Origin of the sequence: Chitinophaga ginsengisoli (assembly GCF_003014595.1) — a bacterium.
In the GTDB taxonomy this organism is placed as follows: Bacteria; Bacteroidota; Bacteroidia; order Chitinophagales; family Chitinophagaceae; genus Chitinophaga; species Chitinophaga ginsengisoli.
Window position 1 is genome coordinate 1 of sequence record NZ_PYGK01000010.1, and the last position, 13,763, is coordinate 13,763.

Sequence of the window (13,763 nt, forward strand, 5' to 3'; positions counted from 1 at the left end):
CAGTGATTGCCTTATATGCGGTTTCTGTTCGTCAGACCGGGATTTTGCCGCCGACTTCCTTCAGATTCCACCTCACGGTGGACACCCTTGTCTTGAGCTAGCGATTCCTACTATCAAGGCTCGCGGAGGACTTACACCTCCTAGTTTATGAACATGCCAGGCGCACAACAACGAGACTCCTACGGAGTCTTCCAGGATGATTAATTCGTATGAGTTTATTTCTTTACAACATTCTTCGCTTCTTCAATAAACTGCTCAATCTCCCAGGCATCTGATAGTTTGAAGGCTCCTATTCTTGTACGGCAAAGGCTGCTCATATACCCTCCTACTCCAAGGGCTGCGCCGAAATCGTTGGCCAGGGAACGGATGTAGGTACCGGTGCTGCAGACAACACGGAAGGATATTACCGGCATTTCTATTTTGGTGATCTCAAATTCTTTGATGAAGACAGTGCGGGGCTCCACCTTTACCTCGACACCCTTACGTGCCAGTTCATAAATGGGCTTACCATTCTGTTTGATGGCGGAGTGTATGGGAGGAAGCTGCTGCTGTTCGCCGAGGAACTCGCGGGTGGTGTCATGGATGAGTTGTTCGGTAATGCCATCCAATGGTTTGAAGTCTGTAGGCTCAGATTCCAGGTCGTATGTAGGAGTGACAGCGCCTATGGTGAAGGTACCGGTATATTCTTTTTCCTGTGCCTGGTACTCGTTAATCTTTTTCGTCATTTTACCCGTACAGCAGATGAGTAGGCCGGTTGCCAGCGGGTCCAGCGTACCTGCATGACCAGTTTTCGCCTTAGTTGTGTTCCTGATCTTTCTTACGATGTCGAAAGAGGTCCATTTCAAAGGTTTGTTGATAAGAATTACCTGTCCTTCTTCGTAGATGTTTTTTTCTGCTGTCTGATTCATCCCGCAAAGATAATAGAAACCGGGAATGCGCATTCACCCAGCGATACATCATACTGGTATAAAATATGCGCTTTTTCACTATTTTCACGCAATTTTGATAATATGTCTTTAATACAACACAGCAACGCGAATGTCAGATATCAGCAACAGGTGGACAATTCCATTAACTACGTGCTGCCCTTCATAGACGCAGCCATGCAGGTAACACCGGATCTCCGGATAATGGAAATAGGCTGTGGTGAAGGAGGCGTATTGATACCTTTCCTGGAAAAAGGCTGTCATTGCGTGGGTGTAGACCTCTCAGACGATAAAATCGCGCTGGCGCATGATTACCTGAAACAATATGTTGACGCAGGTAATTTACAGCTCATCAACAAGAATATCTATGATGTTGATTTCCTGGGAGAGTTTCAGCATTCCTTTGATCTCATCATCCTGAAAGATGCTATTGAACATATTCCTGACCAGGCGAAGATCATTGGTTATCTGAAAAACCTGCTGACTCCCCGCGGGCAGGTATATTTCGGGTTTCCACCCTGGTATATGCCACATGGCGGTCATCAGCAGACATGTGAAAGCAAAGTACTGAACATGATGCCTTATATCCATTTGCTACCTAATCCGCTTTACAGAGGCGTTTTACGGGCATTTGGTGAGCCACCGAACATTATTGCGGAATTGATGGAGATCAAGGAAACAGGGATCTCTATTGAGCGTTTTGAGCGCATTGTGAAAGAACAGGGATATGATATCACGAAGAAACAGTTCTACCTGATCAATCCTATCTATAAATACAAATTTGGATTGAAGCCCCGCCTGCAATGGGGACCTGTAGCTGCGATTCCTTTTGTGCGGAACTTCTTTACGACCTGTGTTTATTACATGATCAAGGCGAAGTAACAGGAATTGAAATCTGATAATACTATCATTCAAGGTTATAAAAGTAAAAAGCTCCCAGTGGGAGCTTTTTACTTTTATTGCAGCAATATTTTAGGCTATGTTGTTGTTGTGCGCTTAGCTTGAGAATGGCTTTCAGTTCCAAGCGTGGACGGTCTTATTCATTGTTCCAGATCTCCCAACTTGCTTCCGCCTGTAGTATCAGCATTTCATGACCATTCTTAATAGTCGCTCCCCTGTCAGCGCCCTGTTGCAGGAAGGCTGTTACAGCGGGATTGTAGATCAGATCGTACAACAGATGTTTATCTGTCAGTTGCTCGTATGGCAATGCAGGCGATGCGTTGACATTAGGATACATCCCCAGGGGGGTCGTATTAACGATCAGCGTATGAGATGCTATCATGGAAGCATCCAGCTGTTCATATGAAATTGAATCTGCTGTAGCCTGCCGGCTAACCAGTTTATAAGGAATGTTCAGGCTTTCCAGCACATACTGTACAGCTTTGGCAGCACCACCGGTACCAAGTACCAATGCCTTGTTATGATGGGATTGCAGTAAAGGTTCCAGCGATCTTCTGAAGCCGATAGCATCTGTATTGTAACCTATCTTACGACCATCTTTAAAGTGGATACAATTAACAGCCCCGATCTGTGCAGCAGCAGGACTCAACTCATCCAGGTAAGACATGACGGTCTGCTTATAGGGAATGGTAACATTCAGTCCCTGCAGATCAGGATATTGCGTCAGCAATGCAGGTAATTCACCTATTTCCGGTATAGGGAAGCTGTCATACATGCAGCCCTTAATGCCTTCACGGGCAAATTTCTCGGCAAAGAAGCCTTTCGAGAATGAGTGGCTAAGCGGATATCCAATTAGACCGTACACCTTCATAAAGAACGGATTATGCTTTATCCAGGAACAGGTGGAAAGTATCACCTCTCAGACCAATACGCATTGCCTCCAGGGAGATCACTTCGTGTGGCGCCAGGTTACCCAGGTTCACATTACAACCGATCAGTTCCAGGAAATATAGCTGCTGTGCTTTCTGTGGTGCTTCCCAGATGATCTTTTCTGAAGGAACCTTGGTCAGGATCTCCTGTACCAGACCTTCCCTTACTTCACCACTACCACGATAGATGCCCACATTACCACTTTCACGGGCTTCTGCGATGACATAGGTCGCACCGGCACCCAGTTCGGCATTCATGAGTTCAATCCATTTATAAGGGGGGATGATGTGTTCTGCATCTTTAGAACCTACCTCACTCAGTACAACAGCAATCTTTGACAGCTTCTCGATATAGCCGCATTTCTCAGCATGCGGGATGGTAATGGAACCATCGGATACTTCAATATGTTTAATACCATAATCTTTGATCACATTCACAAATTCATCAAACTGATTACGGATAAGAAATGCTTCAAATAAGGTTCCGCCGAAATACACAGGAATATTGGCAGACTGGTATAGTTCTATTTTCTGGCGCAGGTTAGGTGTTACAAACGAAGTTCCGAAACCCAGCTTCAGGATATCAAAATGAGGAGACGCTACTGATAAAAAATTCTTAGCTTCTTCCAAACTTAACCCTTTATCCATCACCATGGTCAAGCCATTGGTACGAGGTTTCTTTGTCCGATCGGGAATTTGTGTCAGATTAAAATTCATTTGAACATTTTTTTTCGTCTTGACGGTCTGTAAACTAATCAACTATACTTCATTGGTTTTCAGGAATAGGGATCGGCCCATCTTTATTAAACCGGCGCAAAATTAACATATTCCGGTTTAAAGAGTTTCAAATAAAGGATTTTATCAGAAAGAAATTTTCTTATCTCATAAGATACTAAATATCAGCAAATTAAAATAAAAAATGCGTAATATAAAGTGCGAAGCTACAGCACATTATATTACGCATTTAAGGAACAATGGTTCCTGATAAGAGATTTATTACTTCCCTTTTTTGGTACGTTTATACCTGGTGATAAGTTCTATGATACCCGGATGTTGCAATAATGTCGGATCCAGCTCTATCAGTTTCTTCACATGTTTTGCATTGACCTGAAGCGCTGTTTCCAGTTGTAACATACCTTCTTTGGATTTACCGGTTGCGAACATAATAGCAGCCCGGTAGTATTGCAGGACAGGTTTATGCCCCACTTTCTGTGTGGCAGCTTCCAGCTGTGTCAGGGCTTCTTCGAAGAAACCGGAAACATAGAGGCCACGTATAAATTCCTGCCATGGCGTGATGCTGGAAGGACGGATACGCACAGCTGCGAGGAGATGAATTAACCCCTCCTTGTTCTTGTCCAGTTCGAGATAACACTGGCCCAATGCTATCAGGTATTCGGCGCTGTTCTTATTGATCTTGATAGCGCTATTGATAGATTTGATCGCATTTTCCCAATTGGCCTCGGTCATGTAAGCTATACCGATCTTATAGTAAAGCTTATCATCGCCCGGACTCAGATGGGAGGCCTTACGATAGTAATAGCGGGCCTGGGTATATTTACGCTGACGTTCGTAACAGTGACCGATGGCCTCGTAAATGACGTCTTCCGGTTTAGCAATCTCCAGGTGTTTCTTCAGCACATCAATGGCTTCGGCATATTTACGCAGCCTGATATAGGCATCACCCATATTGCGGTAAGCATAATCGAATTTCTCGTCAATGACGATAGCGTACTGATAAGCATCAATTGCCTTTTCATACAACTTGAGTCCCTGGTAAGCGGTACCTAAATTAAACCAGGCCAGCTGGTTGTAGGGATGCTCGTTGATGATGTTGGTATGGAGGCGGATACTTTCTTCATTCCGGCCGGTAAATTCCGTCCAGAAACAGATCTTATGTAAAGCCTCTTCGTTATTGGGATCGTGTTCGAGCGTGAGGCGCAAACAGTCAAAAACCTTTTCAAACTCTTCACAGTCGTCATATACATCGGCCAGTTCCAGTAATAATTCGGTCTTATCTTCTCCTTCGAATACGGCAATTTGTTCTTCCAGCACGGCCGCAGCCTTTTCATGCTGGTTCATAGCAAGGTATACATCAGTCTGCAGGATGTAAAGGTTGATGTCTGTACTATCCAGTATGGCTGCTTTTTCGAGCAGATCCATTGCTTCCTGGTATTTCTTTGATTCTATGAGTAAATTGGCCTTTTTGAGTAAGAGGGTGGAAGAATAAGGGAACTGTTCAATAGCCATTTCAGCAGCCTGCATGGCATTAGGAAGTTCATCATGCTCATCATAGTAGTCTATGATCAGTTCGAAAGAATCCTCGTCGAGAAAGGAATGAGACTGGCCAGCTTTCAGGTTTTCAAACTGCTGCAACAAGTCTCTTAACTCCTCAAAATCGTCGTTTAAAAATGGAAAGTCTTGATTCATTACTGTAAATATAAGTATTTTTTGAATCGGGCGTCTATCACCCCGGGTTCCCCGGATTCCTTAAATTATTTAACATTACTTTAAGTTTTTTTCGTATCTTCGTTAAGAATTTGTTATATAATATATAGAAAAGATTGTACATTTGTGATACAATGAAACAGATAACTAACATATTGCAGACCTTTTCATTGTCTTTTTTATTGGCTGGCATCCTGGTAATATCCGGATTGACGGCTAAAGCCAACGACAACTTAACCTCCGATAATAAAGACAAAATAAAGAAGAACGAAACCACAATCTCCCTGACAGGTCTGTCAGGAAAAGCAAACCTGAGCCTCGATGCGGGGTTTCGTTTCAATGGTGCTATGAGCTCCAACTTTAAGCTGTCAGAAAATAATTCCTGGAACTTTAAATCCGTAATGACGATCAAGAAAGGGAACGTAACATATGTATTGCCATACGCTACGCAAATACAACAGCCTTCCAACATGAATTTTCATCAGTTGCACATAGTGCTGCCGCTGAGGAAGAACTGATTACATTGACTACTTTGCATTCTGCATAAAAAAAGGTCCTGTCTCAGACGGGACCTTTTTTATTCCCCGGGGTTTACAACCCCGCGCTACAGATACTAATACGCGATCTGCCGGAGCGGCGCCAATTATGCATGATTAATTATGTTCCATCATCAAAAAAACAAAGGGCTCCGTTAAAAACAGAACCCTTTAAAAATCATTAGGCAAAATCTTATCAACTTCCCATTTTCTGCAGCTCTTCACGACTGATCTCCTTATACCCCGACTTAGGGGTATCGAAGTAAGACCCCGGCACTGCATAAAGGTCAACTTTAGTTGCCACTACATGCATTCTGGAGCCGTTTTTATTGATGATCTCAAACTGCAAAGGCATCCCCTTCAAATTCACAAAGCGGCGGTTATGCTGCTTATTTTCAGGCATAAGTTCAGTGGTATAATATACCTCAAATGTCTGCCCATCAGGCATTTTACCAACCGCTTTTTTACAGTTATAACCAGCAATCTGTTTTGTCTCGGTACCATCTTTAAACTGCACCTGGCTATATTCCTTCAGTTCCTTGTTGTATTCTTCCTTACCGGCACGGATCAGGTATTTATCCCCATGATTATCAATCAGGGTTACCACCGTTTCGTCACGGCTGTTAATGAGATAGCTGTAATGAACAGTTTTAAAATCTATATCCACCCTGCTCAGGTATCCTTTCATGTATTGGGTAAGTGTACCGCCTTCAAAGGAGGGATCTGCCTGTGGTGGTGTTTCGATCTTGTAAACGATCTTCGCATCTGATACCAGTCGCTGGGCAAACAGACTGCCGGTGATCAGGCAACAGCATAAAAGTGTTAAAATAGCTTTTTGCATGACAGTAAATATTTCATCCGCAATGTTTAAAAGTTAGGGCCGGATGTCACCCTGCATAATATTTCCGCTGTATAGGGATCGACTATGCCTGACTTCATAGGTTATATTGAAAAAATCATACCGGATTACCAAACCATTTTTTCCTTATCCAGAAAAGCTTTTATACCACGCTGGCAATCAGCATGTTCCCTTGTTTCTGCGTTCAACCTGGCTGCCTGTTCCAACGCATTTTCCAATGGCTGATCGAAGACGTCTGTGATCAGCTTTTTGGTAACCTTCAGGGAGTTAGCGGAAGCACCGGTACAGAGATCGTCTGCTATTTTTGCCACATGTTCTGCGATACGGTCAGCAGGTATTACATCATTCACCAGGCCATAATATGCCGCTTTTTCAGCGGTGATCAGTCTCCCTGTCAATAACAGGTCACGGGCGCGTCCCTCTCCTATTTTTCTGACCAGGAACACAGCTACAAGTGCTGGTATGAAACCGATCTTCACTTCAGTATATCCCAGCTTTGCTTCGGGTACAGCATAACTCAGATCGCACAGCGTGACAAGGCCGCAGCCACCGGCAACGGCATGTCCTTCCACCTGGGCTATTACTACTTTATCATGATAGTAGATCTGCTGCATGAGCTGCATCAGTTCTTTTGAGTCGGCAAGATTTTCTTCTCTGGTATTTAACTGGAGTTGTTGGAGATATTCAAGGTCTGCTCCGGCACAAAATGCCTCACCAGCGCCTTTCAATATGATCACCTTCACATCGGGATCACTTTCCGCCTGCTTGAAAGCAGCGCGTAACTCTGCTACCATAGCACCATTCAGCGCATTGCGTTTTTCAGGCCGGTGCAGCGTTATACTGGCTACACGGCTTTTAACATCATATAGGATATGTTCGAAAGCCATTATTTATGGATTGGCGATTTCAGATCGCAGAATGAATATAACAAGAACTTGTTAAATTCTGTGATCCGAAATCGCCAGCTTTCTGAAATGATGTATTTATTGTGTTATTTCTTCTATTACATGTCCGACGTTACCGCTCGGCATCTGAATATGTAACAACGCAGCGATGGTGGGAGAAATATCGGTCATACCTACGGTACGGTTACTCTTACCTGCGTTGATGCCCCAACCCATCCATACCAACGGAATGTGCGCATCATACGCATACCACAAACCATGCGTAGTACCTGTTTTTCCACCATCAATAAATCCCGGTTTAAGTACTATCTGAATATCTCCACTACGTTTCCTGTTAAAACCGTTGGTCATCATTGTACGCATGGGTTCAGCCAGGGTAGTTGTCATTAATTCCTGTAATGGGAAAGCGTTGCTGATGCAAGTGTCTTTCAGTAATGCATTGATGATAAGCTCACGTACATCTTTTGCAGACTTCCCTGCTTTTGCAATGGCTTCATGATTCAGGTACAACTGATAATTGCTTGCGCCGGAGATGGCTTTATCCACACCGGTCTGCTCCTTTACAACTTTATTCAGATCGCTTACGGCTTTTCCTTCACTCCATACACCACCTGGTAGTTTATTTTCCTTCATAAAACCAGGAACATGTGCAACACCATGGTCGGCAGTGATGAAGAACAGGTATTGTCCTTTACCAACAGCTGCATCCAGGTATTGGAAGAAAGTAGCCAGGTCTTTGTCCAGGCGCAGGTAAGTATCTTCAATCTCAATGGAGTTAGGGCCGAACTGGTGACCGACATAGTCGGTGGATGACAGGCTGATAGCCAGCATATCAGTCACATCTCCTTTTCCCAGCTGGTAAGCTTCGAGTGCTTTCTTCGCAAATTCCAGCGTCATGGTATTGCCAAAAGGCGTGGAAGAGATGGCCTTGAATGGCGCACCGGTTTCACCACCCAGGTCATACGGGAAAACAGGTGCTTTACCTGGTCGGAAAGTGCCTTCATATGGTTTATTGTCGGCGGTACTTAACTGATACGTTTCGATGGGATATAAAGTCGACCACGGCTGACTGAGATAACGTGCCGGCCATTTCATATTGTTAAAGTCCGTAGCCCAGTCAGGCAGCTGATTCATATAATAAGTGCTGGTCACCCAGTTACCGGTGCTGCCATCATACCAATATGCAGCTGTAGCGCTGTGGCCTGCAGGGAGGATAGCGCCGCGGTCTTTAATGGCGATACCAACTACTTTGCTCTGGAAGTTGGTAGCCAGGCGTAATTCATCGCCAATAGTGGTAACGTCCATATTACGGGGACTCATTTTACCGGCAATGGAAGAGGCGCCTACTGTGCTTACAGCGCTGTCTTCAGCACAATACATATCCCTGTTCAGATCCCTGTTATACCAGTCGTTACCTACTATACCATGTATGGCAGGCACAGATCCTGTGTATACGCAGGTATGACCGCAGGCCGTAATGGTAGGGGTATAATTAATTAGCGTATTTTCGCAGGAGAATCCCTCTTTCAGCAACCGCTTAAAACCACCATCCGTATAGCGGTTAGCATAACGATAGAGATAGTCCCAGCGCATCTGATCTACCACGATGCCAACCACCAGCTTGGGACGGGTAACTTTTTTAGAGGCAGCGGGTTTACTCCATGCGGTAACGTAACCAGGTTTGGGAGAGGTAGCTTTCTGAGCGTCAGTAGATTGTGTAACCAATAGGGTGGCCGTTATGCACACACACGACAAGAACTTACAATTCATGATTTTTAAATACATTATTTATTATTCACATTTTCAAAGGTAACCCAAGTTTACAAAAACTAATATTTTAATACCTTTGTGCGGGTTTTCAATGATCACTCTTAATTATTATTTAACATATGGATATTTTTGAGAAACTGCTTAAGCACATGGGCCCTATAGGCGAACACTCTGACAGGGCCCATGGTTATTTTGCTTTCCCCAAGTTGGAAGGTGAGATTGGTCCCCGTATGACATTCAGGGGGAATGAGAAAATTGTTTGGAGCCTGAACAATTACCTGGGCCTTGCCAACCATCCTGAGGTACGTGCTACTGACGCGAAAGCAGCAGCGGAGTACGGTCTTGCCGCTCCAATGGGAGCCCGTATGATGAGTGGAAATACTAACTTCCATGAAAAGCTGGAAAAAGAACTATCCGACTTCATGGGTAAGGAAGATACTACCCTTCTTAACTATGGTTACCAGGGCATTATGAGTGCGATCGATGCTATTTGCAGCCGTCGTGATGTGATTGTATATGATGCCGAGTGCCATGCAAGTATCATTGATGGTCTGCGCCTGCACCAGGGTCACCGTTATGTATTCAAACACAACGATATTGAAGATTGCGAAAAGCAGTTGAAGCGTGCGGAAGAACTGATCAAAGCTAATGGCGGTACCGGCGGTATCCTGGTGATCACTGAAGGTGTGTTTGGTATGGCCGGCGATCAGGGTAAACTGAAAGAAATTGCTGCGCTAAAAGAGAAATATGAGTTCCGTTTCCTGGTAGATGATGCACACGGATTTGGTACTATGGGTAAAACCGGTGCCGGTACGGGTGAAGAACAGGGCGTTCAGGACAAGATCGATCTGCTGTTCAATACCTTCGCGAAATCAGGTGCTTCTATCGGCGCTTTCATGAGCGGTGATAAAGCTATCATCAACTACCTGCGTTATAACATGCGTTCTCAGATCTTCGCAAAATCAGTTCCATTACCACTGGTGATCGGACATCTGAAACGCGTTGAACTGATGCGTAAAAACCCTGAGCTGAAGAACAAACTGTGGGAAAATGTAAACAAACTGCAGCAGGGTCTGCGCGATCGTGGTTTCAATATTGGCAGAACCAACTCTCCTGTAACACCGATCTACCTGCAGGGCGATATTCCTGAAGCAACGGCCATGTGTCTGGATCTGCGTGAGAACTATAATATCTTCTGTTCGATCGTGGTATATCCTGTTATTCCTAAAGGACAAATCATTTACCGTCTAATCCCGACGGCAGCTCATAACGACGAAGATATCGAGCTGACACTGAAAGCATTCAGTGAAACAAAAGAGAAACTGGATAAGAAAGTGTATGAAGTAGCTGAAATACCAATGGTATAGCAGCTGCACATATCAAATAGCATATAAAAAGAAAGCCTGGATCAATATGATCCGGGCTTTCTTTTTACCGGGAAAAATAATGAGATGCTGAACCAGGACTGAATAACAGGTAGTTAGTCAACGGTAGAAGAAAATTTCACGGGAATGCCTATACTAACTGGCACAACTTTTGCGTTTATATTGGAACTGAGGTAAAAAAGTAAACCCCTCGTTTATACGAGGGGCTTCACAACAAATCGTTCTTTCTCACTAGGTGTAAGTTTTCACTTAGCTTTCATTAGGACATGGCAGAACAATTGGTCTTCATAGAATTAGGAATCATAAGATTCCCGGGATAAATAAACTAGGTTTCATAGGTCTGGAGCCATTCGGTTCCAGGGATAATAATTGTTCTGATTACTGGCTTTCATAGGTCTGGAATCCTTTTAATTCCAGGGATAAATTGGCATTGGCTTTCATAGAACAGGAATCAATTGATTCCATGGGATAAATATTATTGGACTTGGTCTTTCAGACCGGTGTATTCGCATTTCTCTTTATCAAAAGTAGTTTAAGCAGTGTGATATAAATTCACACGAAGATGGGATTTTGTTAATGAGTTGTTAAAAGGAATTAACAATACAATAAACAGTCCTAACTAGTCAAACCCTTTACTGGCGGGCATCCACAAATTGGGTAATTCTTATAAGTGTATGACGAACAACTATAAAATGACAAGAGGTGCAACATAACACCCATGTGGGATATATGTTGCACCTCTTACTTTTTTAAGTATCTCTATTTACTGTAAATGAGACTCTATAGCAACGTCATAAGGTTGTTTCCAGCTGGCAACTGTACCCCAATCTTCGCTATCAATTACGATATTTTCACCTTTCACCACACCGATCTTCTCCACCTTCACAGAATGCTCTGTTGCATCGATCACACTGTGTAATATAGCGTCAAATTTCTCTTTGTTTTCCGGGCTGATAGTTACTACCGCACGGCTCTGGGCTTCACCAAACAGATAGGCGTCCTTACGGAAGTTCTGGTTAGTATGCACTTCAAAGCCTAATCCGGAAGTCATTGCGCTTTCCAGCAGGGATATGAAGAGACCACCTTCACTTATGTCGTGTGCTGACTGTATGATACCGGCTTTATTCAGCTTAGCGATAGTATGATGGAGACGTTGCTCTTCTTCCAGGTGGAAATGAGGCGCCGGGCTATGCTCAATACCAATCAGTTTATGCAGGTATTCTGAGCTGCTGATGTCATTACGGCTACGGCCCAATAGATAAACCAGGTCGCCTTCTTTCTTAAAGTTGAGGGTTATACGCTCAGACATATCATCCAATATACCCAGCATGCCAATAGTTGGTGTAGGATACACCGGACCATCAGGCGACTGGTTATAGAAACTTACGTTACCACCGGTAACGGGTGTATTGAATTTACGGCAGGCTTCACCCATTCCTTTGATTGCATGTACGAACTGATAGTATACTTCCGGATCATAAGGATTACCGAAGTTCAGACAGTTGGTAATTGCAACAGGTTCTCCACCGCTACATACGATATTACGTGCCGCTTCTGCTACAGCGATCTGGCCACCAACATGCGGATCTGCATATACGTAACGGCTGTTACAGTCTGTAGTCACTGCCAGGGCTTTTTTGGTGCCTTTTACAGTAACAATAGACGCATCGCTTGGTGCATTAGTGCTGGCATTGGCAGTACCCACCATGCTGTCATACTGAGTATAGATCCAGCGTTTGGAAGCAATGTTAGGCAGTTTTACCAGTCTTTCTGCAGCGAAACGTGGATGCAGGGTGTCAGGTATTTTATGAATATCGAAAGCTTTAATCTTCTCGAAGTACGCAGGTTCAGTATAAGCGCGGTGATATTGAGGAGCGCCACCACCCAGTACCAGGCTTTCAGCAGGAACATCTGCTTCCAGGTGACCGTTCAGGTAGAACTTCAGTTGTTTCTCTGTGGTAACCTCACCGATCTGTACGCAGTGCAGGTCCCATTTCTCAAATATTCTCAGCACTTCAGCTTCCTTGCCTTTGTGCAGTACGATCAGCATTCTTTCCTGGCTTTCGCTGAGCAGCATTTCCCAGGCTTTCATATTTTCCTGGCGGGTAGGTACTTTATCCAGGTTGATAATCATACCATGTTCACCTTTTGCACTCATTTCTGCGGTAGAGCAAGTGATACCGGCAGCGCCCATATCCTGCATGCCCACCAGTGCACCTGTCGGGATGATTTCAAGACAGGCTTCCAGCAGTTTCTTTTCCTGGAAAGGATCTCCTACCTGAACAGAAGGCAGATCTTCGACACTATCTTCTGTAATGTTGGCACTTGCGAAAGAGGCTCCACCGATACCGTCTTTACCGGTAGCGGAACCCACTATGAAGACAGGGTTACCAGCGCCATAGGAAGTAGCAGATACTGTCTGACCTACTTTTACGACACCAACACTCATTGCGTTCACCAACGGGTTAGTACCGTAACAATCTTCGAAGTATGCTTCACCACCAACGGTAGGCACACCGAAACAGTTACCATAATGACCGATACCATGAACGATACCCTTGATCAGATGTTGTGTTTTTTTATCGTTGATATTCCCAAAACGCAGAGAGTTTAACGCTGCGATAGGGCGTGCTCCCATGGTGAAGATATCACGGTGGATCCCTCCTACCCCTGTAGCCGCGCCCTGGAAGGGTTCAATAGCGGAAGGGTGGTTGTGGGATTCTATCTTGAACACACAGGCGTAACCATCGCCGATGTCAACCAGACCGGCATTTTCTTCACCAGCCTTTACCAGCAGGCGCTCACCATCACGGGGCAGCGATTTCAACCAGACAATTGAGTTCTTGTAACTGCAATGTTCACTCCACATTACAGAGTACATACTTAATTCTGTGAAATTAGGCGTGCGGCCCAGGATGCCCTTTATGCGCTCAAATTCGTCTGCTGTAAGACCAAGCTGCTCGGCAGTTTCAACAGAAGTTTGGGAAAACTTATCTGTAGTTTCTACGTTAGTTTGCATGTAACTGGATGTATAAGTACGATAGATAAAAAAAGAAGATGCAAACCTACAGGTTTTTCCTGCAATTGACAAGGGATATTGGCAATTAC

Annotated in this window: 11 protein-coding genes; 3 read left to right on the forward strand and 8 right to left on the reverse strand. The window is 44.3% G+C overall.

Annotated elements, in window-relative coordinates; genetic code table 11:
* Nucleotides 1-215: 215 nt before the first annotated feature.
* Entirely contained in the window at nt 216-908 is a 693-nt protein-coding gene (gene truB / locus CLV42_RS21670; protein ID WP_106604037.1) for a tRNA pseudouridine(55) synthase TruB, read from the reverse strand.
* 102 nt (nt 909-1,010) lie between these two features.
* Between truB and CLV42_RS21675 the strand changes: the two genes are divergently transcribed.
* Nucleotides 1,011-1,808 (forward strand): class I SAM-dependent methyltransferase, encoded by a 798-nt coding sequence (locus tag CLV42_RS21675; protein ID WP_106604038.1) that lies wholly within the window; start codon nt 1,011-1,013, stop codon nt 1,806-1,808.
* 154 nt (nt 1,809-1,962) lie between these two features.
* Here the strand turns inward: CLV42_RS21675 and CLV42_RS21680 are convergent, their stop codons facing one another.
* The 3 genes from CLV42_RS21680 to CLV42_RS21690 form a co-directional block, all read right to left on the reverse strand.
* Nucleotides 1,963-2,697, reverse strand: coding sequence for a shikimate dehydrogenase family protein (locus CLV42_RS21680; RefSeq protein ID WP_106604039.1), 735 nt, complete (start codon nt 2,695-2,697; stop codon nt 1,963-1,965).
* Between the two features lie 10 nt (nt 2,698-2,707).
* Complete coding sequence (locus CLV42_RS21685; protein WP_106604040.1) at nt 2,708-3,472, reverse strand: phosphosulfolactate synthase; 765 nt, start codon at nt 3,470-3,472, stop codon at nt 2,708-2,710.
* A gap of 279 nt (nt 3,473-3,751) precedes the next feature.
* Nucleotides 3,752-5,182 (reverse strand): tetratricopeptide repeat protein, encoded by a 1,431-nt coding sequence (locus tag CLV42_RS21690; protein WP_106604041.1) that lies wholly within the window; start codon nt 5,180-5,182, stop codon nt 3,752-3,754.
* 152 nt (nt 5,183-5,334) lie between these two features.
* Between CLV42_RS21690 and CLV42_RS21695 the strand changes: the two genes are divergently transcribed.
* Nucleotides 5,335-5,718 (forward strand): hypothetical protein, encoded by a 384-nt coding sequence (locus tag CLV42_RS21695; protein WP_106604042.1) that lies wholly within the window; start codon nt 5,335-5,337, stop codon nt 5,716-5,718.
* A 214-nt stretch (nt 5,719-5,932) separates the two neighbouring features.
* Here the strand turns inward: CLV42_RS21695 and CLV42_RS21700 are convergent, their stop codons facing one another.
* The 3 genes from CLV42_RS21700 to pafA all read right to left on the reverse strand — a co-directional run bounded on the left by CLV42_RS21700 (nt 5,933) and on the right by pafA (nt 9,225).
* Nucleotides 5,933-6,577 carry a hypothetical protein gene (locus tag CLV42_RS21700; RefSeq protein ID WP_106604043.1) on the reverse strand — a complete coding sequence of 215 codons (645 nt, stop codon included), beginning with the start codon at nt 6,575-6,577 and terminating at the stop codon, nt 5,933-5,935.
* Nucleotides 6,578-6,702: 125 nt separating this feature from the next.
* On the reverse strand, nt 6,703-7,482 hold the full coding sequence (locus CLV42_RS21705) for an enoyl-CoA hydratase/isomerase family protein (RefSeq protein ID WP_106604044.1): 780 nt from the start codon (nt 7,480-7,482) through the stop codon (nt 6,703-6,705).
* A 96-nt stretch (nt 7,483-7,578) separates the two neighbouring features.
* Entirely contained in the window at nt 7,579-9,225 is a 1,647-nt protein-coding gene (pafA, locus tag CLV42_RS21710; protein WP_245901710.1) for an alkaline phosphatase PafA, read from the reverse strand.
* Nucleotides 9,226-9,419: 194 nt separating this feature from the next.
* Between pafA and CLV42_RS21715 the strand changes: the two genes are divergently transcribed.
* Entirely contained in the window at nt 9,420-10,637 is a 1,218-nt protein-coding gene (locus tag CLV42_RS21715; RefSeq protein ID WP_245901711.1) for an aminotransferase class I/II-fold pyridoxal phosphate-dependent enzyme, read from the forward strand.
* 781 nt (nt 10,638-11,418) lie between these two features.
* Here the strand turns inward: CLV42_RS21715 and purL are convergent.
* Nucleotides 11,419-13,674, reverse strand: a complete 2,256-nt coding sequence (purL, locus tag CLV42_RS21720) for a phosphoribosylformylglycinamidine synthase subunit PurL (protein WP_106604047.1) — start codon at nt 13,672-13,674, stop codon at nt 11,419-11,421.
* Nucleotides 13,675-13,763 lie beyond the last annotated feature (89 nt).